The sequence below is a fragment of the Isoptericola sp. NPDC057653 genome (assembly GCF_042799955.1).
Classification (GTDB): domain Bacteria; phylum Actinomycetota; class Actinomycetes; order Actinomycetales; family Cellulomonadaceae; genus Isoptericola.
On the sequence record NZ_JBHVHP010000001.1, the window covers coordinates 1,826,300 to 1,852,671 of the forward strand.

24 protein-coding genes and 1 riboswitch are annotated in these 26,372 nt (G+C 74.4%); of the genes, 10 read left to right on the forward strand and 14 right to left on the reverse strand.

What is annotated here, in order from left to right:
- Window positions 1–61: 61 nt before the first annotated feature.
- From ACFU9A_RS08240 to ACFU9A_RS08260, 5 genes are all read right to left on the reverse strand, one after another.
- Window positions 62–772, reverse strand: a complete 711-nt coding sequence (locus ACFU9A_RS08240) for a DUF624 domain-containing protein (RefSeq protein ID WP_430574744.1) — start codon at window positions 770–772, stop codon at window positions 62–64.
- Entirely contained in the window at window positions 769–2,232 is a 1,464-nt protein-coding gene (locus ACFU9A_RS08245; protein WP_430574745.1) for an arabinan endo-1,5-alpha-L-arabinosidase, read from the reverse strand. The genes ACFU9A_RS08240 and ACFU9A_RS08245 overlap by 4 nt, the downstream gene beginning before the upstream one ends.
- Before the next feature lies 1 nt (window position 2,233).
- On the reverse strand, window positions 2,234–3,145 hold the full coding sequence (locus tag ACFU9A_RS08250) for a carbohydrate ABC transporter permease (protein WP_430574746.1): 912 nt from the start codon (window positions 3,143–3,145) through the stop codon (window positions 2,234–2,236).
- 15 nt (window positions 3,146–3,160) lie between these two features.
- Entirely contained in the window at window positions 3,161–4,129 is a 969-nt protein-coding gene (locus tag ACFU9A_RS08255) for a carbohydrate ABC transporter permease (RefSeq protein ID WP_430574747.1), read from the reverse strand.
- 215 nt (window positions 4,130–4,344) lie between these two features.
- On the reverse strand, window positions 4,345–5,712 hold the full coding sequence (locus tag ACFU9A_RS08260) for an ABC transporter substrate-binding protein (RefSeq protein ID WP_430574748.1): 1,368 nt from the start codon (window positions 5,710–5,712) through the stop codon (window positions 4,345–4,347).
- A gap of 281 nt (window positions 5,713–5,993) precedes the next feature.
- On the opposite strand from ACFU9A_RS08260, the gene ACFU9A_RS08265 reads away from it, so the two are divergent.
- The 4 genes from ACFU9A_RS08265 (at window position 5,994) to ACFU9A_RS08280 (ending at window position 10,778) form a co-directional block, all read left to right on the forward strand.
- Window positions 5,994–7,397 carry a glycoside hydrolase family 27 protein gene (locus ACFU9A_RS08265; protein ID WP_430574749.1) on the forward strand — a complete coding sequence of 468 codons (1,404 nt, stop codon included), beginning with the start codon at window positions 5,994–5,996 and terminating at the stop codon, window positions 7,395–7,397.
- Between the two features lie 119 nt (window positions 7,398–7,516).
- A riboswitch (ZMP/ZTP riboswitch) is annotated at window positions 7,517–7,604 on the forward strand.
- Between the two features lie 76 nt (window positions 7,605–7,680).
- A complete protein-coding gene (glyA, locus tag ACFU9A_RS08270; RefSeq protein WP_430574750.1) occupies window positions 7,681–8,964 on the forward strand; it encodes a serine hydroxymethyltransferase in 1,284 nt (427 codons plus the stop codon).
- Window positions 8,961–9,818 carry a bifunctional 5,10-methylenetetrahydrofolate dehydrogenase/5,10-methenyltetrahydrofolate cyclohydrolase gene (locus ACFU9A_RS08275; protein ID WP_430574751.1) on the forward strand — a complete coding sequence of 286 codons (858 nt, stop codon included), beginning with the start codon at window positions 8,961–8,963 and terminating at the stop codon, window positions 9,816–9,818. Before glyA ends, ACFU9A_RS08275 begins: the two co-directional genes overlap by 4 nt.
- A gap of 96 nt (window positions 9,819–9,914) precedes the next feature.
- Window positions 9,915–10,778, forward strand: a complete 864-nt coding sequence (locus ACFU9A_RS08280; protein WP_430574752.1) for a polyphosphate kinase 2 family protein — start codon at window positions 9,915–9,917, stop codon at window positions 10,776–10,778.
- 3 nt (window positions 10,779–10,781) lie between these two features.
- Here ACFU9A_RS08280 and ACFU9A_RS08285 read toward each other — a convergent pair whose 3' ends face one another.
- A complete protein-coding gene (locus ACFU9A_RS08285; protein WP_430574753.1) occupies window positions 10,782–12,197 on the reverse strand; it encodes a glycosyltransferase family 2 protein in 1,416 nt (471 codons plus the stop codon).
- Window positions 12,194–13,585, reverse strand: a complete 1,392-nt coding sequence (wecB, locus tag ACFU9A_RS08290) for a non-hydrolyzing UDP-N-acetylglucosamine 2-epimerase (protein WP_430574754.1) — start codon at window positions 13,583–13,585, stop codon at window positions 12,194–12,196. The genes ACFU9A_RS08285 and wecB overlap by 4 nt, the downstream gene beginning before the upstream one ends.
- A 126-nt stretch (window positions 13,586–13,711) precedes the next feature.
- On the opposite strand from wecB, the gene ACFU9A_RS08295 reads away from it, so the two are divergent.
- A complete protein-coding gene (locus tag ACFU9A_RS08295) occupies window positions 13,712–14,194 on the forward strand; it encodes a VOC family protein (protein ID WP_430574755.1) in 483 nt (160 codons plus the stop codon).
- A 57-nt stretch (window positions 14,195–14,251) separates the two neighbouring features.
- On the forward strand, window positions 14,252–15,073 hold the full coding sequence (locus tag ACFU9A_RS08300; protein WP_430575361.1) for an exodeoxyribonuclease III: 822 nt from the start codon (window positions 14,252–14,254) through the stop codon (window positions 15,071–15,073).
- A gap of 94 nt (window positions 15,074–15,167) precedes the next feature.
- Here ACFU9A_RS08300 and galK read toward each other — a convergent pair whose 3' ends face one another.
- The 5 genes from galK to ACFU9A_RS08325 all read right to left on the reverse strand — a co-directional run bounded on the left by galK (window position 15,168) and on the right by ACFU9A_RS08325 (window position 20,118).
- The gene (gene galK, locus ACFU9A_RS08305) at window positions 15,168–16,409 is read right to left on the reverse strand and encodes a galactokinase (RefSeq protein ID WP_430574756.1); all 1,242 of its coding nucleotides are present in this window, start codon (window positions 16,407–16,409) and stop codon (window positions 15,168–15,170) included.
- 70 nt (window positions 16,410–16,479) lie between these two features.
- Window positions 16,480–17,634, reverse strand: a complete 1,155-nt coding sequence (locus tag ACFU9A_RS08310; protein WP_430574757.1) for a P-loop NTPase — start codon at window positions 17,632–17,634, stop codon at window positions 16,480–16,482.
- A 9-nt stretch (window positions 17,635–17,643) separates the two neighbouring features.
- Window positions 17,644–18,210 carry an AAA family ATPase gene (locus tag ACFU9A_RS08315; RefSeq protein WP_430574758.1) on the reverse strand — a complete coding sequence of 189 codons (567 nt, stop codon included), beginning with the start codon at window positions 18,208–18,210 and terminating at the stop codon, window positions 17,644–17,646.
- A gap of 137 nt (window positions 18,211–18,347) precedes the next feature.
- Window positions 18,348–18,854: a DUF1003 domain-containing protein gene (locus ACFU9A_RS08320; protein ID WP_430574759.1), complete on the reverse strand. Its 507-nt coding sequence runs from the start codon at window positions 18,852–18,854 to the stop codon at window positions 18,348–18,350.
- Window positions 18,847–20,118, reverse strand: a complete 1,272-nt coding sequence (locus tag ACFU9A_RS08325) for a magnesium transporter MgtE N-terminal domain-containing protein (protein ID WP_430574760.1) — start codon at window positions 20,116–20,118, stop codon at window positions 18,847–18,849. Before ACFU9A_RS08325 ends, ACFU9A_RS08320 begins: the two co-directional genes overlap by 8 nt.
- Window positions 20,119–20,207: 89 nt before the next feature.
- On the opposite strand from ACFU9A_RS08325, the gene ACFU9A_RS08330 reads away from it, so the two are divergent.
- On the forward strand, window positions 20,208–20,990 hold the full coding sequence (locus ACFU9A_RS08330; protein ID WP_430574761.1) for a general stress protein: 783 nt from the start codon (window positions 20,208–20,210) through the stop codon (window positions 20,988–20,990).
- 246 nt (window positions 20,991–21,236) lie between these two features.
- Complete coding sequence (locus ACFU9A_RS08335; protein WP_430574762.1) at window positions 21,237–22,103, forward strand: hypothetical protein; 867 nt, start codon at window positions 21,237–21,239, stop codon at window positions 22,101–22,103.
- Window positions 22,104–22,194: 91 nt separating this feature from the next.
- Here the strand turns inward: ACFU9A_RS08335 and ACFU9A_RS08340 are convergent, their stop codons facing one another.
- Window positions 22,195–23,754 carry an aminopeptidase P family protein gene (locus ACFU9A_RS08340; protein ID WP_430574763.1) on the reverse strand — a complete coding sequence of 520 codons (1,560 nt, stop codon included), beginning with the start codon at window positions 23,752–23,754 and terminating at the stop codon, window positions 22,195–22,197.
- Window positions 23,755–23,832: 78 nt separating this feature from the next.
- A complete protein-coding gene (locus ACFU9A_RS08345; RefSeq protein ID WP_430574764.1) occupies window positions 23,833–24,666 on the reverse strand; it encodes an alpha/beta fold hydrolase in 834 nt (277 codons plus the stop codon).
- Between the two features lie 175 nt (window positions 24,667–24,841).
- On the opposite strand from ACFU9A_RS08345, the gene ACFU9A_RS08350 reads away from it, so the two are divergent.
- Together ACFU9A_RS08350 and ACFU9A_RS08355 are read left to right on the forward strand one after the other, a co-directional pair.
- Window positions 24,842–25,705 (forward strand): PHP domain-containing protein, encoded by an 864-nt coding sequence (locus tag ACFU9A_RS08350; RefSeq protein ID WP_430574765.1) that lies wholly within the window; start codon window positions 24,842–24,844, stop codon window positions 25,703–25,705.
- Window positions 25,702–26,343 carry a MarC family protein gene (locus ACFU9A_RS08355; protein WP_430574766.1) on the forward strand — a complete coding sequence of 214 codons (642 nt, stop codon included), beginning with the start codon at window positions 25,702–25,704 and terminating at the stop codon, window positions 26,341–26,343. Before ACFU9A_RS08350 ends, ACFU9A_RS08355 begins: the two co-directional genes overlap by 4 nt.
- The last annotated feature ends 29 nt before the right edge of the window (window positions 26,344–26,372 follow it).

Genomic DNA, 26,372 nt, shown 5'->3' on the forward strand with positions numbered 1-26,372 from the left:
AACGTAGACCAACAAGAACTGTTGTACAAGAGTTCTTGTGACCCAGCGTCGGGGCCGGCGGTCACCTCGCGGTCGACGCACCCCCGGTGACCTGGGCGTCGATCCGGTCGAGCCGGTCGGCCGCGAGGCGACCCGTCGCCCACAGCCAGAAGCCGGGGGCGGCGAGCACGGCGAGCAGCGGCAGGGCCCACGAGACGACGAGCGTCACCACCGCCACGACCAGCACCGCGAGCGACGTCGCGGGGCCGAGCAGGGGGAGGAGCAGCAGGAGCCGCCAGGTCTCCGCCGCGCCCCGCGCGTAGCGCGCGACGACCACCGGCCAGCAGGCGAGCACGACGGTCGCCCACGCCCCGACGACGAGCAGCCCGGCCTGGAGCACGGCGCGGCCGGGACCGTCCAGCAGCCCCAGGGCGGCGGCGTCGCACCACAGCAGCGCGGCGACCACCCAGAAGGGCGCGAAGAGCGCGTTGGTACGGCGGAAGCCGTCGCGCCACGTGCGCCAGAAGGTGCGCCACGGCGTCGGCCCGGCCGTCATCCGCCGGGTCACGACGCCGCCCGCGCGCAGGGCCGGCCCGAGCCCGAGCAGCACCCCGCCGGCGAGCGTCCCCAGCGCCACCATGGCGCTGACCTCGACGAGCAGGGTCGCCCAGCGCAGCGCGAGCATGACGCCGCCCGCCCAGCCGGGCACCTCGGCGTCCGCCACGACGCCGGCCACGGTGGTCGCGCGGGCGGGCTCGCCGCGCCGCCCGGGCGGGGTCGCGGGGGCGCTCACGGGAGCCTCGTGGCGAGCGTGACGCGGCCGGCGTCGTCGAGGGCCTCGAGGCACAGGGTCGCGCGGTCGCGCACGGCGTCCCACCCGGGGTGCACGACGGCGGACACGGCCGCGCCGTCGGCGGCGGTCCACGCGAACCGGCCGCCGCCGAGGGCGCGGACGCCGGCGCGCACGTCGTGCGGCCAGGCGAGCGGGCCGGCGACGGCGTCCTGCACGCGCGTCGGGTCGGCGCCGGGGGAGAGCTGCTCCCACGTGCCGTCGAGGACGGCGGCGTGCACCGGCCACAGCGCGGGGTCGTCCACCTCGCGGCGGACGCCGGCCCACGGCTGCGGCGACACCAGCGGCCAGCCGTCGTGCGTCCACACGAGCCGCCGCAGCTGCAGCCGGTGCTCGGTGGGCGCGTCGGCGTCGCGCACGTGGTGCACCAGCAGCTGGCGCCCGAGCGAGCCGTCGCCGGGGGCGGGCACGCGCTCGGTGAGCACGGACGCGTGCCCCGGGGCGAGGATGCCCGGCCCGCCGGCGTGCCGGTGCCCGGCGAGCACCGGCACCCCGACCGACCACGGCTCGGCGTCGACGTCGGTCATGAGGCGCCCGGCGCGGTCCCGGAAGGGCCCCGCGACGGCGTCGCCGACGGCGGCCCGCAGGTGGTAGCTGTCCGCGAGGGAGTCGTAGGAGACGAGCAGCGCCCAGCCGCCGCCCGGGCGGGGGAGCACGAACGCCCCCTCGACCGCGCCGTCGGCCGCCTTCGCCCGGCGGGCCAGCAGGCGGCCCGGGGCGGCGTGCAGCGCGCCCGGCGCGGGCGCGAGGCCGTCGGCGACGAGGCCCGTGGCGGCGTCGAGCGGCAGCGCGTGGATCCCGCCGAAGAAGGAGCCGTACACGAGCCACTGCTCCCCGTCGGCCTCGGTCACCACGTTCGCGTCGATCGCGTTGGGGTGCCCGAGGCCGGCGGGCGGCTCCACGTGCTCGCTCGCCACGACGATCCCGCGGTCGGTCCACGGACCGGCCGGGTGGGGCGCGTCGGCCAGGCCGATCGCCGAGCGTCGGGAGCCGAACGTGGACGCCGAGTAGTACATGCGCCACAGGGGACCGGCCGCCGTCTCGACGCGCACCACCTCGGGGGCCCACAGCCCGGCCGCGCCGGACCAGTCGGCGGCCGGGCCGGGCACGCCGGGCAGGGCCCAGCCGTGCAGGTCCCAGGTCACGAGGTCCGCCGAGCGCCGCACCTGCACGCCGCCGCGGACCGGGCCGTCGGACCGCGCGTCGGTGGAGAACAGCCAGTAGGTGCCGTCGTCGTCGCGCACGGCGGTGGGGTCGTGCACGTGCCGCCCGCCCCAGGCCGAGGTGTCCGGCTCGGCGGTGGTCGGGGCCTCGGGGGCCTCGGGGGCCTCGGGGGCCTCGGGGGCCTCGGGGGCCTCGCGGGCCACGGGGTCCGCCGGTGTCGTGGTGTCGGTGCCGGTCATGTCAGCCCTTCGTGCCGGTCAGGGCGACGGACTCGATGATCTGCCGCTGGAAGATCAGGAAGACCACGAGGATGGGCAGCACCGCCACCACGGACGCCGCCATGATCAGCGGGTAGTCGCGCTGCGTCGCGTACTCCACGTTCATGTTCGCGATGACCACCTGCAGCGTCTGCCGCTCCGGGGTGTTCAGGTACAGGATCGGCGCCAGGTAGTCGTTCCAGACCGCCATGAACCAGAGGATGAACTGGGCGGCGACGGCCGGCCGGATGATCGGCATGATCATGCGCCAGAAGATCTGCCAGTAGGAGGCGCCGTCGATCTTCGCGGCCTCGACGAGGGAGTCCGGCACGCTCGCCAGGTACTGGCGGAGGAAGAAGATCATCACGATGTTGCCGAAGATCGCGGGGACGATCAGCGGCCACAGCGTGTCCACCCAGCCGATCTTCGAGAACATCACGAACTGCGGGATCATGATCGTCGGGAACGGGATCATGATGCCGGTGAGCAGGCCCACGAAGATCGCGTTCTTGAACGGCATGCGCATCTTGGCGAGGGCGAACGCCGCCAGGGAGCAGGTGAACGTGCCGATCACCGTGACGCTGAGCGACACGACGAGGCTGTTCCGGATGCCGTCGAGCACGTACGAGTCGGTCCACATGCGGACGTAGGTGTCCCACTGGGGCACCTCCGGGATCCACACCGGCGGCAGCGCGAAGACCTCGAGCTTGGTCTTCAGGGACGTGGAGAGCATCCACACCAGCGGGGCGATCATGAAGACCGCGCCCGCGGCGAGGACGATCCACACGACCGTGTCGGTGAGTCGGGAGCGCGTGCGGCGGCCCAGCCGCGGGCCGGAAGGCCGGGTGGCGACGGGTGGCACGACGGGGGTCGTGGCGGGGGTCGTGGTGGTCATGGTGTCTCCCTGGCCTCAGTCGACGACGAAGCCGGCGTTGCGCTTGTTCAGCCGGAACTGGATGAGCGTGATGACGAGGATGAGGAGCCCCAGCACCACCGACATCGCCGTGGCGTAGCCCATCTGCTGGTACCGGAACGCCTGCAGCCAGATGTGGTAGACGACGGACGCCGTCGAGTACTCCGGCCCGCCGGTCGGGGTCATGATCTGGATCTCGATGAAGATCATGGCGCCGCCGATGATCTGCGTGACCACGAGGAAGAAGGTCACCGGCTGCACCATCGGCAGCGTGATCGCGCGGAACCGCTGCCAGCCGCCCGCGCCGTCCAGCTCGGCCGCCTCGTACAGCGACCGGGGCACGGACTGGATCGCCGCCAGGTACAGCAGCATCGAGTACCCGAGGCCCTTCCAGACGGCCATCATGATGATCGCGGGCTTGGCCCAGAGCGGGTCGGCCAGCCAGTTCGGGCCCTGGATGCCGAAGAGCTCCAGGAACTGGTTCACCAGGCCGAAGTCGCCGTTGTAGGCCCACTGCCACAGGATCGCGATGGCCGCGATCGACGAGATCACGGGCACGTAGTAGATGGTGCGGAACGCCGTGCGGCCGATGATCTTGCGGTTCATCATCACGGCCAGCGCGAGCGAGAGCGCCAGCCCGACCGGGATGCCGATCATGTAGAAGAACGTGTTGAACAGCGTCTGGTGGAACCGTTCGTCGCCGAGCAGCGCGACGTAGTTGTCCAGCCCGATGAACGTCATGGGGCCGAGCCCGTTCCACCGGGTCAGCGACGCGTACAGCGCGAACCCGGTGGGGTAGAGGATGAAGAGCAGGTAGCCGAGCACGGGCGCCGCGACGAACAGCAGCGCCCACCTCTTCTCGGCGCGGTGGAGCCGCGAGGTCCCGTCGCGTCGGGGCGGCGCGGTCGCCGGGACCGGCGCCGTGGGGCGGGTGCCGGCCGCGGCCGGCGGGGCGGTGGACGTCATCGCAGACTCCTTCGTCCAGGGACGTGCGGGGGGAGGGCCGTGCGGCCGCCCGGGACGGGGGCGGCCGCACGGGGCGGGGGGGGGGGGGGCCCGCGGGGCGGGGGGGGGGTGGGCCCCACCCCCCCCCCCCCCCCCCCGGGGGCGGGGGGGGGGGGGGGCGGGGGGGCGGCGGGGGGGGGGGGCGCCCCCACCGCGAGGGGTGTGGGTGACGGGCGTCAGGGGGCGGTGCCGGCCACGGCGGCCTGCTCGGCCTGCTCGTTCGACTGGTCCAGCAGCTCCTGCATGCGCGGCTGCACCTCGGCGAGGTAGTCCGCGGCCTTGGTCTTGCCGTCGAGGACGGGCTGGATCCCCACCCACAGCTCGTCGTACCACTCGGCCCCGTACGTGAACGACGCCGGCATCTCCCGCCCGTAGTCCAGGGCGATGTCGAGGAACTCCTGGCGGTTCTTCGGCTCGAGGGCGTCGTCCTCGTCGACCTCGGCCGCCCACTCCTCGGCGGTGTCGATCCGGTTCGGGATCTGCACGCTGGCGTCGACGAGGGTCTGCTGCGCGGACTCGTCCGTGGAGAGGTACGTCGCGAGCTTCACGGCGTCCTCGGGCAGCTTCGTGGTGTTCGAGACGCCGATGCCGAGAGAGCCGACCCAGGTGGCGGGCTCACCGGTCCTGCCGACCGGCCAGGGCATGAGGTCGTACTCGAAGTCGAGGTCGTTGTAGACGCTCATGTCCCATGGCCCGACCGGGAAGAACCCGATCTCGCCGGCCATGAAGCGCTGGTAGGTGTCGAGCGTCTGCGCCTGCTCGGGGTTCGGCGTGACGCCGTCCTCGTTCGTGAGGTCGGCGATGAACTGGATCGCCTCGGCGAACTCGGGCGTGTCCACGGTGACCTGCGTGTGGTCCTCGTTGGTCCAGTCGCCGCCGTTGCTCCACACGAAGGCCTGCGAGTTCCACTGCACGTTGAGGCCGGTGCCCCACTGGTCGGTCTCGCCGTCGCCGTCGGTGTCCTGCGTGAGCTTCTTGCAGATCTCGAGCCACTCGTCCCAGGTGAGGGGCTCGTCGGGGTCCGGCCGGTCGACGCCGGCCTCCTTCAGCAGGTCGGCGTTGTAGCCGAACGCGAACGGGCCGATGTCCTTCGGCAGGCCGTAGAGCTTGCCGTCGGGCGTGCCCTGGGTGGTGCCGTCGAAGCGGTAGGAGTCGACGCCGTAGGGCCAGACGTTGTCGAGGTCGACGCCCTGCTCGGCGACCTGGTCCGTGATGTCCATGAGCACGCCGGAGCTGACGTAGGACTGGAGGCTGGCCTGCTCGATGTAGAAGACGTCCGGGACCTTGTTCCCCGCGACCGCGGCCTGGAGCTTCTGGGCGTACTGGTCGGCCGAGGTGACGATCATCTTCACCTTCACGCCGGTGTCCTCGGTGAAGCGGTCGATGGCCTCCTGGTAGGCCTTCTTCTCGTCGTCGCCGCCACGGAACATGAACGTGAGCGTGCCGTCGTCGGAGCCGCTCCCGCCGCCGGAGCTGCAGGCGGTGACGGTGCCGGCGGCCACCACGGCTGTGACGATGCCGGCGATCAGGCGTGACTTCCTCATCACGGGGTCCTCTCGGAGATCCGGTCCGCGGCCGGGGCGGCGTCGCTCCGGGCGGTTTACATCGATGAAGAGCCATCGACGGCGCCCAATCTGACACGGGCCGCGCGCCGCGGTCAAGTGGCCCAGGTCACGGCTCTGCAACGATGAACAGCCGGGCGCCGGGTCCGCGCCGACGCGGCTCCGGGTGCCGCGGGGCGATTGACCGGGCCGGGCGGAGCGGGGCAGGATGGGCGCGTCTACAACGATGTACTCGGTGCCGGAGGGTGCCGCGAGGGGGAGCGATGCCGCACGACCCGACCGACCCGGCCGCCACCCGGGCCGCCAGCGCGCGTGCCGCGACGGCCCGCCCGCCCATGGGCTGGAACTCGTGGGACAGCTACGGCACCACCGTGACCGAGGACGAGGTGCTGGCCAACGCGCGGTTCCTGGCCGGGCACGACGGCGGGGCGATGGCCCGCGCGGGCTGGGACACCGTCGTCGTCGACATCCAGTGGTACGAGCCCACCGCGCGGCCCGGCGGCTACAACGACGCCGCCCCCGTGCTCTTCGACGAGCGCGGGTTCCTGCAGCCGGTGGTGGCGCGCTTCCCGTCGGCCGCCGAGGGCCGGGGCTTCGCGCCCCTCGCCGCCGCCGTGCACGACCTCGGCCTGCGGTTCGGCGTCCACCTCATGCGCGGCATCGCCCGCCGGGCCGTCGAGGCCGACCTGCCCGTGCCCGGCACGCCGTACCGCACCGGCGAGATCGCGGACCCGGCCAGCACCTGTCCGTGGAACTCCGACTGCTACGGGCTGCGGACCGACCACCCCGGCGCCCAGGCGTGGCTGGACGCGATGATCGACCACGTCGTCGGCTGGGGCGTCGACTTCCTCAAGGTCGACGACATGCTGGCGCCGTACCACGCGGGCGCCGTCGAGGCGCTGTCGCTCGCCGTCCGCCGGGCCGAGCTGCGGCACGGGAGGCGCGTGGTGGTGTCCCTGTCGCCCGGCACCGAGCTCTCCCTCGCGCACCTCGAGCACCTGCGCGAGCACGCCGACATGTGGCGCGTCTCCGACGACCTGTGGGACCGCTGGCCCGACGTCGAGGCGCAGCTCGGCCGCATGGCCCGCTGGGCGCCGCACTCGGGGCCTGCCGGCTGGGCCGACGCGGACATGCTGCCGCTGGGACGGATCGGCGTGCGCGCCGAGCGGGGTGCGCCGCGCCAGTCGCTGCTCACGACGGACGAGCGGCGCACGATGCTCACCCTGTGGTGCCTGGCCCGCTCGCCCCTGTTCGTGGGCGGCGACCTGCCCACCTCCGACGCCGCGACGGTCGCGGACCTCGTCCACCCCGGCGTCCTCGAGGTCGCCCACCGGTCCACCGGCGGGCGGGAGCTGCTGCGGGAGGGCGCCGCGGGCGCCGAGACGGTCGTCTGGGGCGCCGCCACGGGCGACGGCGAGGACGCCACGCGCTGGGTCGGGCTGTTCAGCACCGCGGACGAGCCGCGGCGCGTGCGCGTGCTCGCGGCCGCCGCCGGCCTGCCCGGGCGCCCCGCCGCCGTCGTCGACGGGTGGACCGGCGAGCGGGTGGCGCTCGGCGCCCCGGGGCCCGCGACGGGCGGCGACGGCGTGCTCGACCTCGAGGTCCCCGCGCACGGCGTGCGCCTGCTGCGCCTCGACGGCGCCGACCGCCCGGCGCCCGCCGCGTGAGGCGCGCCGCGACGGCGGCGGTCGGCCTGGCACGACGACGCCCGGCCCGTGGCGAGGTGGTCGGGAGGCGAACCGTCCCGCGGGAGCCACGGCGGCGGGCCGAGGGGATCGGCTAGGATCGCGAGAGTCGCGACTGGCGTACAGGTGGATCACCACCGGGGAGCGACGCGCTGTGCAGACGACGGGTCGTTCGCCTGGGCCCGGTCGCCCGATTGACACGATGGTCCGGCACCATGTCCGACATCGTCCGACCGCCGTCCGACACACAGCAGGAGAACGCCTGATGAGCACTCCCGACCCCACGTTCAACGCGCCCCTGGCGGAGCTCGACCCCGAGATCGCCGCCGTCCTCGACGGGGAGCTGGCCCGCCAGCGCGACACCCTCGAGATGATCGCGAGCGAGAACTTCGTCCCGCGTGCCGTCCTGCAGGCGCAGGGCAGCGTGCTCACCAACAAGTACGCCGAGGGCTACCCCGGCCGCCGCTACTACGGCGGCTGCGAGCAGGTCGACATCGCGGAGAACCTCGCGATCGCCCGCGCGAAGGACCTGTTCGGGGCCGAGGCCGCCAACGTGCAGCCGCACTCCGGCGCGCAGGCCAACGCGGCCGTGCTGCACGCCCTCATCAACGCCGGCGACAAGATCCTCGGCCTCGAGCTGGCCCACGGCGGCCACCTCACGCACGGCATGAAGATCAACTTCTCCGGCAAGCTCTACGACGTCGGCGCCTACGGCGTGGACCCGCAGTCGTACCGGATCGAGATGGACGAGGTGCGCAAGCGCGCCCTGGAGCACCGTCCCGACGTCATCATCGCGGGCTGGTCGGCGTACCCGCGCCACCTGGACTTCGCCGCGTTCCGCGAGGTCGCGGACGAGGTCGGCGCCAAGCTGTGGGTGGACATGGCCCACTTCGCGGGCCTCGTGGCCGCGGGCCTGCACCCGAGCCCCGTGCCGCACGCGGACGTCGTGAGCTCCACCGTGCACAAGACGATCGGCGGCCCGCGCTCCGGCTTCATCCTGAGCAAGGAGGAGTACGCCAAGAAGATCAACTCGGCCGTGTTCCCGGGCCAGCAGGGCGGCCCGCTCATGCACGTGATCGCGGCCAAGGCCGTGGCCTTCAAGGTCGCGGGCACCGACGAGTTCAAGGACCGCCAGGAGCGCACGCTGCGCGGCGCGCAGATCATCGCGGAGCGCCTGTCCCAGGCCGACGTGGCGGAGCAGGGGGTGTCCGTCCTCACCGGCGGCACCGACGTGCACCTGGTGCTCGTGGACCTGCGCCACTCGGCGCTCGACGGCCAGCAGGCCGAGGACCTCCTGCACGACGCGGGCATCACCGTGAACCGCAACGCCGTGCCGTTCGACCCTCGCCCGCCGCGCGTCACCTCCGGCCTGCGGATCGGCACGCCGGCGCTCGCCACCCGCGGGTTCGGCGACGCCGAGTTCACCGAGGTCGCCGACATCATCGCGGTCGCCCTGCGCGACGGCGCGGCGGCCGACGTCGACGCCCTCTCGGCCCGCGTCGCGAAGCTCACCGCCGACTTCCCGCTCTACCCCGGGCTGCAGCAGTGACGGCCCGGTTGCTGCCGGGCAAGCCGGTCGCGGACGCGGTCTTCGCGGACCTTGCCCCGCGGATCGACGCGCTCGTCGCCGCGGGGCACCGCCCCGGGCTCGGCACGATCCTCGTCGGGGACGACTCCGCGAGCGCCGGCTACATCCGGATGAAGATGGACAAGGCGACCGAGCTCGGGTTCACCTCGCCGCACATCCACCTGCCGCAGGACGCCACCCAGGCGGACGTGCTGGCGGCGGTGCGGGAGATGAACGACGCCGAGGACGTCGACTCCGTCCTCATCCAGAACCCGACGCCGCCGCAGATCGACTTCGACGCGGCCATGCTCGCGCTGGACCCGGACAAGGACGTCGACGGCCTGCACCCCGTGAACATGGGGCGCCTCGCGCTCGGGATGCCCGGCCCGGTGCCGGCGACCCCGGCGGGGATCGAGACGCTGCTGGCGCACCACGAGATCCCGGTCGCCGGTCGCGAGGTCTGCATCCTCGGCCGTGGCACGACGCTCGGGCGGCCCCTGGCCCTGCTGCTGTCGCAGAAGCGCCCGACGGCGAACGCGGCCGTCACCGTGGTCCACACCGGCGTGCCGGACTGGCCGGAGTACACCAGGCGTGCCGACATCGTGATCGCGGCCGCCGGTGTCCCGGGCATCCTGCAGCCCGAGCACCTGACGCCGGGCGTCACGGTGGTCGGTGGCGGTGTGCGGTACGAGGGCCGCAGGCTGCTGCCGGACGTGGACGAGTCGTGCGCGGAGGTCGCCGGGGCGATCACGCCGCGCGTCGGCGGCGTGGGGCCGACCACGATCGCCATGCTGTTCCGCAACGCGGTCGAGGCCGCCGAGCGATCGATCGCCTGACCGGCGGAGCGGTACGCGGCGCGACCCGCGACGACACCTGGGCCCGTCGACCCCGTTGGGGGCGACGGGCCCGGTCGCGTCCGCCATGATGTGCCCATGATCGCGAAGAGCCAGCGTGGGTGGTCGGGCGAGCCGGGCGAGCTGCTGCGGGTGGGCGAGGGGTTCCGCCTCGCGGACGTCGACCCGGGCTCGAAGCCCGGGTACGGCGGGAAGAAGAAGGACGGCGCCGCCGACCTCCGTGCCGGCGAGGAGGAGCTCGACGAGCTGCAGGAGCGCCTCTACGCCCAGAGCCGCGAGGACCCGTCCGCGCCGGCGGTGCTGCTCGTGCTGCAGGCGATGGACTCGGCGGGCAAGGGCGGCATCGTGCGCCACGTCATCGGCGCGACCGACCCGCAGGGCGTCCATCTGGTGGCGTTCAAGAAGCCGACGCCCGACGAGCTGGCCCACGACTTCCTGTGGCGGGTCGAGCGGGAGGTGCCGGCCGCGGGCTACATCGGCGTCTTCGACCGCTCGCACTACGAGGACGTCCTCATCGGGAGGGTGCGCGAGCTGGCGCCGCCCGAGGAGATCGAGCGGCGCTACGGCGCGATCAACGCGTTCGAGGCCGAGCTGGCCGCGCGGGGCACCCGCATCGTCAAGGTGATGCTGCACATCTCGCCCGAGGAGCAGAAGGCGCGGCTCGGTGAGCGGCTCGAGCGCCCCGACAAGCACTGGAAGTACAACCCGGGCGACGTCGACGAGCGGCTGCTGTGGCCCCGCTACATGGACGCGTTCCAGACCGTCTTCGAGCGCACCTCCACCGAGCACGCGCCCTGGTACGTCGTGCCGGCGAACGCCAAGTGGTACGCGCGTCTCGCGGTGCAGGCCCTGCTGCTGGACGCCCTGGAGGACATCGACCCGCAGTGGCCCGCGGCCACGTTCGACGTCGAGCACGAGAAGTCGCGCCTCGCCGCCTCGTGACGCTCAGCCGGCGACGGCGGGCACGGCCTCCTGCGCGACGTCGTCGGGCAGGTTGGCGTCGAGCGGCTCGCGGTCGGTCTTGGTCCACCCGCGGTGGCCGAGCAGCTCGCGGACCAGCGCCACGGTCACCACGGGCCACAGCAGCCACGTGTAGAGCATGTACGGGATCAGCCCGAAGACGGCGCGCAGGAACGGGTGCCGGCCGGGCTCCGTCGTCATGAGCAGGGTGAGGAAGCTCGGCACCAGGGTGAGCGTCGCGAAGAAGACCAGCGACGGCCACCAGCCGGAGACGAACGGCACGTCGCCGAACAGCCAGAACGCGAGCGACAGCACCAGCCCGAGCCCCATGAGCAGCTGGAGCAGCGGCATGAGCAGGTAGGCGACGTGGTCCAGCCGTGCGCCGACGGAGACCGGGGTCCTGAGCGCGCCGCGCAGGAGGGAGAACGCCTGCCAGTTGCCCTGCGCCCACCGCACGCGCTGCTTGAACAGGCGGCGCAGCCGGGTCACGCCCTGCTGGTCCACGCTGGTCAGCACCGTCTGGCGCCCGCGCCAGCCGGCGCGGACGAGGCGGACGCCGATGTCCTGGTCCTCGGTGAGGCGGTCGCGCCACGGGCCGCGCTCGACGCCCGGCGGCAGCCCCTCCGTGACGACGACGTCGTCCAGCGCGGCGAGCCGCACGTACTGGCCGTTGCCCCCCATGTTGGCCGTGCCCCAGGCCGACCGCCCCAGCTGGTAGACGTACGCCATGACGCCGAACTCGACGTCCTGCCCCCAGGTCAGGTAGTGCCGGCGGTTGTAGATGCGCACGAGCGCCTGCACACCGCCCACGCGCTCGTCCGTGAAGGCCCCGGCCAGGGCGCGCGGCGCGTCGGCGGGGATGCGCCCGTCGGCGTCGACGACGCCGACGACGACCCGCGTCGTCGGCCAGCCGGCGTACCGGCCGGCGAGGACCTCGTCGTGGACGAACTCCCACGCGTCGTCGAGACCCGCGGACTTGCCCACGCGGGCGTTCGGCAGCTCGCGGCGCAGCACCTTCAGCTCGGGCACCTCGGCGCGCAGCCGCGCGAGGACCTCGGGCGTCCCGTCGTCGGACCCGTCGTCGACGACGACGATCGCCTTGTGCGTGGCCTGGACGGCGACGAGGCGGCTGACGCTGTCGGCGATCGTCACCTCCTCGTTCAGCGCCGGGACGACGAAGACCCACAGGTACTCGTCCTCGTGCGCGGTCTCGGCGGCGCGGCGCTGCCGGCGACGTTCGAACCACGCCCGCACCACGAGCCACACGATCACCCCGACCGTGACGAGCGTGAGCGCGAGCAGGAACCACATGAGCACCTGCACGCCCACCGGCATCCCGCGGTACGGGTCCCACCACGGAGCCGTCGCGGCCACCGTCGCGGCGGTCGCGAGGCCGCTCACGCGGACGCCCCGACGGTCGGGGCGTCGTACGGGTCGGCCGTGGACCTCGGGGCGATGACGACGTCCTCGAGGTCCGGGGCGACGTGGTCCACGGGGGCGGGCTCGCGCACGAACCCGGGCCCGTCGACGGCGTCGGTGCGGCGGAACCCCGCCCACTCCAGCACCTGGGCGCGGACGAAGCCGGGGCCGGAGGTGTGCGGCACGGGCGAGTCGAAGACGAGGTGCTCCACCGCGTCCACGATGCGCTCCGCGGCGTGCCCGTCGCCGTAGGGGTTGGGCTGGCGCGAGAAGGCGGCGTGGGCGGCGGGGTCGGTCAGCACGCGGGTGGCGGCGGCGACGATCGTGCCGGTGTCGGTGCCGACCAGCTCGAGGGTGCCCGCCTCGACGCCCTCCGTGCGTTCCGTGGTGGTGCGCGCGACGAGCACGGGCACGCGGAGCGCCGGGGCCTCCTCCTGGATGCCGCCGGAGTCCGTGATCACCAGGGTCGACCGCGCCAGCAGGCGGGCGAACGTGTGGTACTCCATGGGCGCCGTGAGGGTCACGGCGGCGACGGCACCGAGCTCGTCGCGCACCGTCTGCGCCGCGCGGGGGTTCGGGTGCACCGGGACGACGAAGCGGACGTCCGGGTGCGCGTCGGCCAGCTCGTGCACGGCCCGAGCGATGCTCGCGATGCCCCCGTTCCAGTTCTCCCGGCGGTGGGCGGTGACGGTGACGACGCGCGACGCCGTGTCGTCCTCCAGCCACGCCAGCTCGGGCCGGCCGTACGGCACCTGGCGGGCGGCCGCCCAGCGCAGCGCGTCGATGCCGGTGTTGCCGGTGACGAACGTGCGCCCGATGTCGACGCCCTCGCGCACCAGGTTCTGCACGTTGCTGCGGGTGGGCGCCGCGTGGAAGGAGGCGATGCGCGCGACGAGCTGGCGGTTGAGCTCCTCGGGGAAGGGCGAGAGCGTGGTCCCCGTGCGCAGGCCGGCCTCGACGTGGAGCACGGGGATGCGCAGGTGGAACGCGGCGACCGCGGCCGCGGCGGCGCTGGACGTGTCGCCGTGCACGATGCAGGCGGCGGGGTAGTGGTCCTCGCGGACGCGACCGCTGATCCGCTCGGGGGGAGGTCCGTACCGCCCGGTGACGAACTCGTCGAGCCCGGCGATCACCGACGAGGACAGCTGGTTCAGCGTCAGGCCCGGGCGGCCGACGCCGAGGTCGCCGGCCACCGCGCAGCCGGCCTCCTGCAGCACGTGGTCGACGAGCTCCTTGTGCTGGCCGGTCGTGACGACGACCGGGCGCAGCCGCGGATGCTCCTGCAGGCGCTGGATCAGGGGGAACAGCTTGATGGCCTCCGGGCGGGTGCCCAGGACGACCAGGATCTCGGGGCTGACGGGAAGCGGCATGTCTCTACCTTCGTCGGACGTTCGGCCGATGGGATGCACCGACACCGATGATTTCCGGTTCGTCGCGCGGTCGGGACGTGTGCCGCGCCGGCCGCGAGGGACGGTGCCCGTCAGGAGGGAGCGGTCATGGTGACCGCACGCACGCACCTGTGGTTCGGGAACAACCGCGCGCACGAGGCGGCGGCCTTCTATGCCGAGCACATCCCTGGGTCGTCGGTGGACTCCGTGCTCACGTCGCCCGAGGGGGTGCCGGGAGCCGAGGCCGGCGAACCGTTCGTCGTCGAGTTCACCGTAGCCGGGCTTCCTGTGACCGGCCTGAACGCCGGCCCCGAGTTCCAGCTGAACGAGGCCTTCAGCTTCTACCTGCGCGTCGACTCCCAGGAGGAGGTGGACCGCTACTGGGACGTCCTCACGTCCGACGGCGGCGAGCCCGGGCCGTGCGGCTGGTGCAAGGACAGGTTCGGCATCTCCTGGCAGGTGATCCCGAAGCAGCTCGAGGAGCTGTCCGGCGACTACACGACCGAGGCGAACCTGCGCACCATGAACGCGATGCTGACGATGGGCAAGATCGACGTCGCCGCGCTGGAGGCCGCCTACCGCGGGGAGTGACGCACCCGACGTCGCGCGGCTGCGGAGGTGTCGGCGTCCTGTGATGGGATGTCGGGCGTGCTGACCGTCGCCACCGCCAACGTCAACGGCATCCGTGCCGCCTTCCGCCGCCGCATGGACACCTGGATCGCCGCCCGCACCCCCGACATCCTGCTGCTGCAGGAGGTGCGCGCCCCCGACGAGCTGGTCCACGAGTACCTCGACGGCTGGCACGTGGCGCACCTGCCCAGCGAGATCAAGGGCCGCGCCGGCGTGGCGGTCGCGTCGCGGCTGCCGCTCCAGGCCGTGCGCACGGGCCTGGCCGCCCACGGTCCGGACGGCGAGCCCGAGCCGCCCGTCGACACCGGCCGCTGGGTCGAGGCCGACGTGGAGCTGCCCGGGGGCGGCCTGCTCACCGCCGTGTCGGCGTACCTGCACTCCGGGTCCACCGGCGCGGGGCAGGAGCACACGATGGTCGCCAAGTACGCGCACCTCGACAAGGTCACCGCCCGCCTGGCCGAGCTCGCCGCCGCCGACCGCCCGGCCGTGGTGGCCGGCGACCTCAACATCGCGCACCGCAACGCGGACATCGCGAACTGGAAGGGCAACCTCAAGAACGCCGGCTTCCTGCCGGAGGAGCGCGCCTACGTCGACCGGTGGACCGGCGAGCTCGGCTGGGCCGACCTCGGTCGGGAGCACGGCGGCGAGGGCCCCGGCCCGTTCACGTGGTGGTCGTGGCGCGGGCAGTCGTACGTCAACGACCGCGGCTGGCGCATCGACTACCAGCTCGCCAACCCGGCGCTCGCGGCCCGCGCCGTCAAGGTCGAGGTCGACCGCGCCCCCACCTACGACGAGCGGTGGAGCGACCACGCGCCCGTCGTCGCCACCTACGACCTGTAGTCGTCCGTGCGGCCACCGCCGAGCCTCGGCGGTGGCCGCACGGACACATCGCCTGCCGGAGCGCGTCGTCGGCGATCACGCAGGCGGTGATCGGTCAGGCGGTGCGGCCCGCGGGGGCCGACGGCGGCGCGAGGAGGAAGCCCGGCGCGCGCAGCCCGGCGTCGTCGAACGCGGCCTGGACGGCCGCGACGACCGCGTCGACGTCGCCCGCGCGCACGAGCGCGATCGCGGAGCCGCCGAACCCGCCGCCGGTCATGCGGGCGCCCAGCGCGCCCCCGCCGAGCGCGGCGTCGACGACGAGGTCGAGCTCGCGGGCCGAGACCTCGTAGTCGTCCCGCAGCGAGGTGTGGGAGGCGATCATCAGCGGCCCGACCTCGGCGACGCGGCCGGCGGTGACGAGGTCGCGGAAGCGGGCGGTGCGCTCGATCTCGGTGACCACGTGCTGCACGCGCCGGCGCAGCACGCCGTCGGGGTCGTGCGGTGCGAGCGCGGCGAGGGTCTCGGCGAGCTGCTCCGGGTCCACGTCGCGCAGGGTCGGGACCCCGAGCAGCGCCGCGGCGCGCTCGCAGGTGGCGCGCCGCTCGGCGTACTGGCCGTCGACGAGTGCGTGCTCGGCCCGCGTGTCGACCACGAGCAGCGTGAGGCCCGCGGACTCCAGGTCGAACGGCACCGGCGTGCCGGACTCCAGCGCGGACAGCCCCGGGCGGGAGTCCACGAGCAGGGCGTGCCCGGCGGTGCAGCGCAGCGAGGCGGCCTGGTCCATCCCACCCGTCGGCGCACCGGCGATCTCGTTCTCCGCGCGCACGCACGCCTCCACGAGCGTCGCCCGGCCGGCGTCGTCGCCCGCGAGGCCCAGCCCGCCGGTCTCGTCGAGCGCGACGGCCACCGCGCACTCGAGGGCCGCCGAGGAGGACAGCCCGGCGCCGAACGGCACGCACGAGTCGACGACGGCGTCGAAGCCGCGGACGCCGTGGCCGGCCTCGCCGAGCGCCCACGCGACGCCGGCGACGTACGCGCCCCAGCCGGAGACGGCGCCGGGGGCGACGTCGGCCAGCCGGGCCGTCCAGAGCCGGCCCGGGGCCTGCGCGGAGCCGAGGCGGACGACGTCGTCGTCCCGGTGCCGCAGGGCGACGTAGGTGCGGTGCGGCAGCGCCGTCGGCAGCGCCAGGCCGCCGTTGTAGTCGGTGTGCTCGCCGATGAGGTTGACGCGGCCCGGGGCCGACCAGACGCCGTCGGGCTCACCGCCGTCGTCCGCGAAGACCCGCGCGAACAGGTCGCGCACGCGCTTCGCCCCCTCGTCGTCGGACCAGGACTCGAGCCACTCGGGCGTGCTCATGGCGGGACAGCTCCTTCGCAGGGGACGGCGGTGGCGCGCCGGCAGGGCGCCCGGGGGAGGGTATCGCGCGTCAGCCGGTGACGGGGCTGAGGTTCAGCCGCAGGCCGGCGAGCCCGCGCGACCGGCCGGCCAGCGCGCGGGCCACGTCGCGCAGCACGCGCGCCCCGGCGGAGTCGGGGTCGCTGAGCACCACGGGGGTACCGTCGTCGCCCGCGGCGCGGACCGCCACGTCGAGCGGCACCTGGCCGAGCAGCGGCACCGCCGTCCCGAGGGTGGCGCCCAGCCGGTCCGCGACGCGCTGCCCGCCGCCCGAGCCGAACACCTCGAGGCGCGTCCCGTCCGGCTGCTCCAGCCAGGACATGTTCTCCACGACGCCCACCACGCCCTGCGACGTCTGCGTGGCGATCGACCCGGCGCGCTCCGCGACCTCGGCCGCCGCGGCCTGCGGCGTCGTGACCACGACGATCTCGCTCCCCGGCAGCAGCTGCGCCACGGAGATCGCGATGTCGCCGGTGCCGGGCGGCAGGTCGAGCAGCAGCACGTCGAGGTCGCCCCAGAACACGTCCGCGAGGAACTGCTCCAGCGCGCGGTGCAGCATCGGCCCGCGCCACACGACCGGCTGCCCCGCGGGCACGAACATGCCGATCGACACGACCTTCACGCCGTGCTCGATGGGGGGCAGCAGCATGGAGTCCACGCGCGTCGGCTGGCGGTCCACGCCGAGCATGCGAGGGATGGAGAAGCCGTAGATGTCGGCGTCGACGACGCCCACGCTGAGCCCGTCGGCCGCCATCGCCGCCGCGAGGTTCGCCGTCACGCTCGACTTGCCGACGCCGCCCTTGCCGGAGGCGATCGCGTACACCTTGGTCAGCGAGCCGGGCTGCGCGAACGGGATCACCGGGTCGCCCGTGCCCCCGCGGAGCGTGGAGCGCAGCGACTGCCGCTGCTCGGGCGTCATGACGCCCAGCTGCACGTCCACGCCCGTCACGTCGTCGACCGCCTCGACGGCGGCGGTGACGTCGCGCACCAGGGTGGACTTCATGGGGCAGCCGGCCACCGTGAGGTCGACGCCCACCGTCACGTGGCCGCCGTCGCGCACGTCGACGGAGCGGACCATGCCGAGGTCGGTGATGGGGCGGCGGATCTCCGGGTCGACCACCGACGTGAGGGCGGTGCGGACGCGGTCGCTCAGCGGTCGGGGGCCGTCGGGGGAGCCGGTGGTCATGCCTCGATCCTAGGCGCGGCGGGTGGCGGTGCCGGTGCGTCGTGGGTCACGGCCGGAGAGGACCGCCGCGACGCGGTGCGCCAGGAGCGTGACGTCCACCGGACCGCCGGTGTCCACCCGCAGGACGGGTCCGAGCGCGAGCGGCGCGCCGTGCTCCGCCCACCGGGCCCAGTCGGCGGCGAGGTCGCGGCCGTCCGCGTGCACCGGGTGCCGAGCGGCGGCGCGGGCCTCGAACCGCTCGCGCGCGACGTCGGGCGGCACGTCGCACCAGACCTCGACGACGGCGTCCGCACCCGCCGTGGCCAGGCCGCGCAGCGCGTGGTCCAGGTCCCGGGGCCGGAACCACCAGGACTCGATCACGACGCGCGGCAGGGGCGCCGCCGCCAGCCGCCAGAGTGCCTCCGCGGCGGCGATGCCGACGCCGGGGTAGGCGGCCGGTTCGACGGCGTCCGCCAGCGCCTCCTTGAGGGCGTCCTTGGCCAGGAGCGGAGTGCCGAGCCGGGCCGCGAGCGGGGCGGCGAGCGTCGTCTTGCCGGAGCCGGGGAGCCCGTTCACCAGCACCACCTGCCGAGCCACGCGTCCTCCTGCGTCCGTTCCGGCCGTCCCGTGCGATCCCTGCCCCGGGAGGTTAGCGGTTCGGGCGGGCCGTGCCGCGGCGCGCCGCCCGGCGCGTCCCGGCCACGCCGGCCGGTGGGCGTCCGGGCGGGGAGGGGTCAGGACGGCGAGGCGTCCCGGCTGCGCTCCGACTCCTTCTCGTCCAGCTCCTCGAGCAGGTTGCGGATCTCCGAGCGGACGAAGTCGCGCGTCGCGACCTCGCCCAGCGCGATCCGCAGCGCCGCCATCTCGCGCGCCAGGTACTCCGTGTCCGCGAGGTTGCGCTCGGCGCGCTGACGGTCCTGCTCGGCGGTGACCCGGTCGCGGTCGTCCTGCCGGTTCTGCGCGAGCAGGATGAGCGGCGCCGCGTAGCTCGCCTGCAGCGAGAGCATGAGCGTCAGCGCCGTGAAGCCGTTCGACGCGCTGTCGAACCGCAGCGCCTCCGGCCCCCACGAGTTCCAGGCCAGCCACACCGCGCAGAACACGGTGAGGTAGATGAGGAACCGCGGCGTGCCGAGGAAGCGGGCGATCCCCTCCGTGGCGCGGCCCACCGCGTCCTGGTCCATCTGCGGCCGCGGGATGAGGGTGCGCCGCGCCTCCTTCGGCTGGTCGAGGCGGTCAGCCACGCGGCACCTCCTCCATGTCCTCGTCCACGTGCTCGCGCCAGTCGTCGGGGAGGATGTGGTCCAGCACGTCGTCCACGGACACCGCGCCCAGCAGCCGCTTCTCGGTGTCGAGCACCGGCAGCGCGAGCAGGTCGTAGGCTGCCAGCAGGCGCGTCACCCGGCCGACGGGGGCGTCCGGGGTGAGCCACTCCGTGTCCGTGTCCAGCACCGACCCCACCGACGCGTGCGGGGGCTCCCGCAGCAGGCGCTGGAAGTGCGCGACCCCGAGGAACCGGCCCGTGGGCGTCTCCAGCGGCGGCCGGGCCACGAACACCATCGACGCCAGCGCCGGCGGCAGGTCCTGCTTGCGGATCTGCGCCAGGGCGGTCGCGATCGACGTCTCCGGGCCGAGGATCACCGGCTCCGTGGTCATGAGGCCGCCCGCCGTGTCCTCGTCGTAGGACAGCAGGCGGCGCACGTCCTTCGCCTCCTCCGGCTCCATCAGCTCCAGGAGGCGGGTGGCCTGCTCGTCGGGCAGCTCGTTCAGCAGGTCGGCCGCGTCGTCGGGCTGCATCGCCTCGAGCACGTCGGCGGCGCGGCCCGAGTCCAGGCGGGACACGATCGAGACCTGGTCGTCCTCCGGCAGCTCCTCGAGGACGTCGGCCAGCCGCTCGTCGTCGAGGGCGCTCGCCACCTCCAGGCGGCGCGTGTCGCCCAGCTCGTGCAGCACGTCGGCCAGGTCGGCCGGGCGCAGGTCCTCGTACGCCTCCAGCAGCTTCGTGGCGCCCTGCTCGGCCGTGGACCCCGCGAGGCCGGTGACCGCGGTGACCGGCACGACCAGCGTCTCGCCGCGCCGCCGCAGCGACAGCCCCCGCGCGGGCTGCCCGCGCCGCACGAAGAGCTGGTCCACCAGCCAGTCGCCCGTGCGCTGGCGCGTGATCGACAGGTCCTCGACCGTCGCCTCGCCCGAGCCGTCCGTGAACCGCACCGTGCGGTCCAGCAGCTCGCCCAGCACCAGCGACTCCATCGCCCGTTGCTCGAAGCGGCGCATGTTGAGCAGACCGGTCGAGATCACCTGGCCCGCGTCGATCGCCGTCACCCGCGTCAGCGGGAGGAAGACGCGCCGGCGACCCGGGACCTCGACGACCAGCCCGACGGCGCGGGGCGCGCCCTTGGCGCGGATCAGCACGACGGCGTCGCGCACGCGCCCCACCTCGTCACCGATCGGGTCGAAGACCTGGGTGCCGGCGAGCCGTGCCACGAAGACCCTCGTTGCCGCGCTCACGTCGGTCAGCCTACGCGGGGCGGCCCCGTCGGTCCTGGTAGGGGGCACGCGGTGTGGTGCCGGGGGCTGGACTGGGCCAGACTGGGCGAATGAGCTTCAGCCGCCCGAACGCCGTGCCCCGCGTCCCGACCCCGCCCGCCGGGGACGAGGTCGCCGCGTACGACACCTACCTCGAGGCCCAGCAGGCGGTCGACTACCTGTCGGACCACAAGTTCGCCGTCGAGCACGTCACCATCGTCGGCACCGACCTGCGCATGGTCGAGCGGGTCACCGGGCGGCTCACGTACGGCCGCGTGGCGCTCGCGGGCGCGCTCTCCGGCGCGTGGTTCGGCTTCTTCGTCGGCCTGCTCCTCAGCCTGTTCGGCGGCACGACGGCGGGCGGCGTCCTGCTGGTCGCCATCGGCCTCGGCGCCGGGTTCGGCCTGTTGTTCTCGGTGCTGTCGTACGCGCTGACCGGCGGGCGTCGTGACTTCACGTCGTCGTCGCAGATCGTCGCGTCCACCTACGCCATCCTCTGCGCCACCGAGCACGCCGGTGACGCCCGGTCCATGCTGCTCGAGTCCCCGGGCGGGCTGGGCAAGGCGCGCCGTGGCTCGACGGCGGCCGCCCCGGTGGTCCCGGCGCCCGGCGCACCCGTCGCGACCGCCCCCGCAGCCCCCGCCGCGCCCCGGCCCCCGGACCCCCGCTGGACCACGCCGAGCGGCGCCCCGCGGTACGGCGCCATGCGCCCCACGGAGGAGCAGCCCCCGGCCCCGCAGGCACCCCCGGCCCCGGCGCAGCCGGCGGAGCCGACGGAGCCGCAGGCTCCCGAGCAGCCGGAGGGCACGGAGCCGAAGGCGACGGACGACCCCTACCGTCCGCCCCAGCCCTGATCGGTCTCAGGTCGGCAGTCCGTACTCGGGTCGGTACATATGTGTGCCGACCCGAGTACGGACTGCCGAACTGTCGAGCCTGCCCCCACGACGGGCCCGTCCACAGGTCGACACGGGCCGCCGCACGGCTCTCCGGGCTCCCGAGACACTGCCGGCATGGCGAACGGGAGCAGCAGGATCGTCCTGGCACGTGAGGTGAACAGGCCCGGACTGGGAAGGGCGCTCGCGGCCGGCACCGTGGAACGCGTGCGGCACGGTGGGTATCGCACGGTCGGCGGGGGCGCGGACCAGGGCAGCGACCCGCACGCCGCCGAGCGGAGGCTGGCCGTCGACCATGTGCGGGCGGTCCACCGGCAGCTGGTCGCACCGCACGTCTTCAGCCACGAGTCCGCAGCTCTGCTCTGGGGGTGCGCGCTGTGGCGGGCCCCCGCCCGCACGCACGTCGTCCAGGGCTACCGGGCCTCCGGTCGCGCCGCCGCCGACGTGGCCAGGCACAGGACCCCGGTGCCCGCCGACCAGCACGCCGAGATCGACGGGATGCCGGTCACCAGCCTGGAGCGCACCGTCGTCGACTGCGCGCTGACCATGCCGCCCCTGGACGCGCTGGTCGTCGCGGACTCGGCCCTGCGCCACGGGCTCGACCTCGGGGAGGCGCGCGCGATCCTCGCCGGGAGCCGGGCGCGCAACGGCCGGCGTCGCGCGACGTGGGTGCTGGAGCACGCCGACGCAGGTGCGCAGTCCCCGTGGGAGACCTGGCTCCGCTACGTCTGCCTCCGGGCCGGGATGCCCAGGCCCGCGACGCAGGTCCCGGTGCCGACGCGACTCGGAGAGATGCACTGCGACATCGGATGGCCCGAGTGGGGCCTGTTGGCGGAGTTCGACGGGCGGAGCAAGTACCGCGACGGAGCCCTGGGTGCGGCACACGACGGCACGACCGAGCTGCTGCGGGAGAAGCGGCGGTACGAGGCGATCCGAGAGGCGGGCCACGACCCGGTCCGGGTCCTGGCCGTCGGCGGGGCGGGCGTCGACCAGGTCGTGCAGCGGCTCGCGGCGCGGTTCCCTCCCGACGTGCGGCGCACCTTTCGGGTCAACCCCATGCTGCCGCCGCCGTGAGCGAACGGGCCCATGCCGTCAGGTCGGTCATCCGTACTCGGATCGGCACACATGTGTACCGATCCGAGTACGAAGTGCCGACCTGACAGGGTCAGCCGCGCAGGCGCGCCATCCAGGCCTCGACGTCCTCGGGGCGGCGGGGGAGGGCGGCGGACAGGTTCTCGTTGCCGTCCTCGGTGACGAGGACGTCGTCCTCGATGCGCACGCCGATGCCGCGGTACTCCTCGGGCACGGCGAGGTCGTCGGCCTTGAAGTACAGGCCGGGCTCGATGGTGAAGACCATGCCCGGCTCGAGCACGCCGTCCAGGTAGAGCTCACGACGCGCCTGGGCGCAGTCGTGCACGTCCAGGCCGAGGTGGTGGCTGGTGCCGTGCACCATCCAGCGGCGGTGCTGCTGGCCCTCGGGGGAGAGGGACACCTCGGCGGTGACGCCGTCGGGCAGCAGGCCCCACTCCTCGAGGCGGGCGGCGATGACCTCCATCGCGGCGGCGTGGATGTCGCGGAACTTCGTCCCCGGCCGCGCGACGGCGAACGCGGCGTCGGCGGCGTCCAGCACGGCGGTGTAGATGCGGCGCTGCACGTCGGTGAACTCGCCGTCCACGGGCAGGGTGCGCGTGACGTCGGCGGTGTAGAGGGAGTCGACCTCGACGCCGGCGTCCAGCAGCACGAGCTCGCCGGAGCGGACGACGCCGTCGTTGGTGATCCAGTGCAGGGTGGTGGCGTGCTCGCCGGCGGCGGCGATGGTCTCGTAGCCGACGGTGTTGCCCTCGAGGCGGGCGTGCGCGTCGAACGTCGTCTCGATGACGCGCTCGCCGCGGCGGTGCGCGACGGCCTTCGGCAGCGCCGGCACGACCTGCTCGAAGCCCTCGATGGTGCGGGCCACGGCCTCGCGCAGGTGCTCCAGCTCGAGGTCGTCCTTGACGAGGCGCAGCGCGGAGGTGGCCTCGACGAGCTGCTCGTCCTCGGCCTCCGCCTCGACGCCGGCCTCCTCGCGGATGGCCTCGACGAGCGCCTCGATGCCCTCGTCGGAGCCGGTCACGACGAGCACGCGCACGCCGTCGGCGCCGACGTCCTTGGCGAGCGCGTCGCGCAGCTCGTCGACGTGGCGGGCCTCGACGCCGGTGAGCGTCGTGACGTCGTCCAGCGACGGCCGGGCGCCCACCCAGAACTCGCCGTACCGGGAGTCGGCGTAGAACTCCTCGGTGTCGCGCGCGGCGAGCGGGCGGACGTACAGCACGGCGTGGTGGTGGGTGCCGTTGCCGTTGCCGTCGGGGTCGCCCTCGCCGTCGGCCACCGGGTGCAGCACGAGCACGGCGTCGGGCTCCTGGTCGGTGCCGAGGCCGGTGAGGTGCGCGAACGCGGAGTGCGGCCGGAACCGGTAGTCGGTGTCGTTGGAGCGCACCTTGAGCGGGCCGGCGGGGACCACGAGCCGCGCGCCGGGGAAGCTCGCGGACAGCTTGGCGCGGCGCTCCGCCGTGTACGGCACGGCCTCGCCGGGCTCGATGCCGAGGTCGGCGCGCTCGCCCCACTGCGAGGTGATGAACGACTTGAACGCCTCCGAGGCGGGGCGCTGTGAACGGTTGCTTCCGCGGTCCTCGGTGCCGGGCTGGGCGCCGGGCGCGGACTCGTCGACGGGGGTGGTGTCGGTCATGGATCCAGTGTCCCACCCGCGGCGGGCCGCGCGGCGCGGGTCCGCCGTCCGTCGCGACGCCGTCCGGGACGGCCCTGGTCAGGCGCGCGCGAAGTCGTGCAGGGCGCGGGTGAGGACGCGGTTGAACGCCTCGGGGGCGTCCGAGTTCACGTCGTGACCGGCGTCGGGCACGACGACGAGGGCGCCGCGGTCGGCGGCGGCGACGTGCCGCGACTCCTCGAGCCGCATCCGGTCGCGGGCGCCGTTGACGAACCACACGGGGACGCTCAGGGCCCGCGTGCTCGCCAGGGACGACCGGCCGGCGAGGTGGGTGAGGGCGTCGGTGACGATGTCCCAGCCGGGGCGCGGCACGCCGCCGGCGTCGCCCAGCAGGTCCGCGACCTCCGTGCCGCCGGCGCGCGAGGCGCCCCCGGTCATCGCGGAGCGCCATGCCAGCGAGGCGTCGCGCAGGCCGCGGCGCACGGCCGTGGTGCCGGTGACGGCGAGGCGCGCGACGTCGCGGAAGAGGGCGACGGGCTTGCCCTTCGGGTCCGAGGTGCAGCCCGCGGCGACGACGCCTGCCAGCTGCGGGGCGCTGGCGACGGTGGCCTGGTGCGCCGCCCAGGCGAGCGACGTGTACCCGCCGAGCGAGAGCCCCACGACGACGACCGGGGTCCCCGCGTCGAAGGACCCGGCGGCCTCGTCCAGCACCTCGAACGCGCGCGGCATGGAGAACCGCTCGTGGTGCCGCACGCCGTGGGCCGGCAGGTCGACGGCGACGGCGTCGTGCCCGGCGTCGCGCACGTGCTCCAGCTGGCGCTCCCAGATCGACGACGACGTGCGCATGCCGTGCACGAAGACGATCCCGGTGGGGCCGGGGGTGCGGGCGGTCAGGGCGGGGGGAGTCGCGACGTCGGCGCTGGGAAGATCCATCGCGACGATCGTGCCCTGCCCGTTCGGGCGAGCCGGGGGCGGCTGCGGCGGGCGCGGTGGAGAGGTTGTGTCGTCGCCTTCACGCGTCCGGGCGGCGCGGGAGTGGCCGACGTCGCACCCCGGCGGGCCCCGGATCGGGGGTGCCGGCCCGTCGCGCTCCTTAGAATCGGTGATCGTGACGCCGCCCCGGATCGACCTCCACACGCACTCGCGGGCCTCCGACGGCACGGACTCCCCGCGGGGGGTGCTCGAGGCGGCGGCCGCGGCGGGGCTGGACGTCGTCGCGCTGACCGACCACGACACCACCGCGGGCTGGGCCGAGGCCGCGGAGGCCGTCGCCGTGACACGCGTGGCGCTGGTGCGCGGCACCGAGATCTCCACGCGCGTGCGGACGGAGGGCGGGAGCATCAGCGTTCACCTGCTCTCCTACCTGCACGCCCCGGACGACGAGGTGCTCCGCGCCGAGTGCGACCGCACCCGCACCGACCGGCTCTCGCGCGCCCGCCGGATGACGGACCTGCTCGCCGAGGACTTCCCGGTGACGTGGGACGACGTCGTCGCGCAGACGGGCGACGGCGCCACCGTGGGCCGTCCGCACCTCGCGGACGCGCTCGTCGCGGCGGGTGTGGTCGGGTCGCGCGACGAGGCGTTCGCGACCGTCCTGCACCCGGGCGCCCGCTACTACGTGCCGCACTACGCCCCCGACACGGTGGACGCGGTGCGGGCGGTGCTGGGCGCCGGCGGCGTGCCCGTGATGGCCCACCCGGGCGCGGGGGCGCGCGGCCGGACGGTGAGCGAGGCGACGATCGCCGACCTCGCCGCCGCCGGCCTGGCGGGGCTCGAGGTGGACCACCGGGACCACGACGCCGAGACCCGCGACCGGCTGCGCGGCCTGACGGCGGAGCTGGGGCTGCTGGCCACGGGCTCCAGCGACTACCACGGCACCGGAAAGCTCAACCGCATCGGGGAGAACACCACCGCTCCCGAGGCGCTCGCACAGATCGAGGAAAGAGGTCGGCTGGACGTGATCCGCCCGTGAGCCACGTGCTGGACACCGCGCTGTTCACCGAGGTGTTCGTCACCCTGTTCGTCATCATGGATCCGCCCGGCACGGTGCCGGTCTTCCTGGGCCTGACGTCCGCGATGGGCGCGAAGCAGCGCAACCGCGCCGCCCGCCAGGCGATCCTCGTCGCGTTCGGCGTCATCGTCGTCTTCGCCCTGTTCGGTCAGCAGGTGCTGCACTACATGGGCATCTCGCTGCCGGCGCTGCAGGCGTCCGGCGGCCTGCTGCTCCTGTTCGTCGCGATGGAGCTGCTGACCGGCAAGATGGAGGAGCCCACCCCGTCGGGCAACAAGGGCGTCAACGTGGCGATGGTGCCTCTCGGCACGCCGCTGCTGGCGGGGCCGGGGGCGATCGTCGCGACGATGGTCTTCGTCCAGCAGACGCGGATGTCGGACTCCGGCGGCGTGCCCCAGCTCGTCGCCATCGCGGTGGCGATCGTGCTGGTGCACGTCTGCCTGTACCTGTCGATGCGGTTCGCGAACGTCATCCACCGGGTGCTCAAGGACTCCGGCGTCACGCTGGTGACGCGGATCGCGGGCCTGCTCCTGGCGGCGATCGCCGTGCAGCAGATCGCGACGGCGGTCACCGAGTTCGTCCGCATGGCGCAGGCGTAGCCCCGGCGGCCCCGTCCCGGCCGGGGCCG

Coding starts and splice junctions, on each gene's coding strand:
- wecB (WP_430574754.1), bottom strand. CDS start 13,585: ATGCCGCTTCCCGTCAGCCCCGAGATCCTGGTCGTCCTGGGCACCCGC.
- ACFU9A_RS08260 (WP_430574748.1), bottom strand. CDS start 5,712: ATGAGGAAGTCACGCCTGATCGCCGGCATCGTCACAGCCGTGGTGGCC.
- ACFU9A_RS08250 (WP_430574746.1), bottom strand. CDS start 3,145: ATGACCACCACGACCCCCGCCACGACCCCCGTCGTGCCACCCGTCGCC.
- ACFU9A_RS08340 (WP_430574763.1), bottom strand. CDS start 23,754: ATGACCGACACCACCCCCGTCGACGAGTCCGCGCCCGGCGCCCAGCCC.
- ACFU9A_RS08265 (WP_430574749.1), top strand. CDS start 5,994: ATGCCGCACGACCCGACCGACCCGGCCGCCACCCGGGCCGCCAGCGCG.
- glyA (WP_430574750.1), top strand. CDS start 7,681: ATGAGCACTCCCGACCCCACGTTCAACGCGCCCCTGGCGGAGCTCGAC.
- ACFU9A_RS08345 (WP_430574764.1), bottom strand. CDS start 24,666: ATGGATCTTCCCAGCGCCGACGTCGCGACTCCCCCCGCCCTGACCGCC.
- ACFU9A_RS08295 (WP_430574755.1), top strand. CDS start 13,712: ATGGTGACCGCACGCACGCACCTGTGGTTCGGGAACAACCGCGCGCAC.
- ACFU9A_RS08280 (WP_430574752.1), top strand. CDS start 9,915: ATGATCGCGAAGAGCCAGCGTGGGTGGTCGGGCGAGCCGGGCGAGCTG.
- galK (WP_430574756.1), bottom strand. CDS start 16,409: ATGAGCACGCCCGAGTGGCTCGAGTCCTGGTCCGACGACGAGGGGGCG.
- ACFU9A_RS08255 (WP_430574747.1), bottom strand. CDS start 4,129: ATGACGTCCACCGCCCCGCCGGCCGCGGCCGGCACCCGCCCCACGGCG.
- ACFU9A_RS08330 (WP_430574761.1), top strand. CDS start 20,208: ATGAGCTTCAGCCGCCCGAACGCCGTGCCCCGCGTCCCGACCCCGCCC.
- ACFU9A_RS08245 (WP_430574745.1), bottom strand. CDS start 2,232: ATGACCGGCACCGACACCACGACACCGGCGGACCCCGTGGCCCGCGAG.
- ACFU9A_RS08310 (WP_430574757.1), bottom strand. CDS start 17,634: ATGACCACCGGCTCCCCCGACGGCCCCCGACCGCTGAGCGACCGCGTC.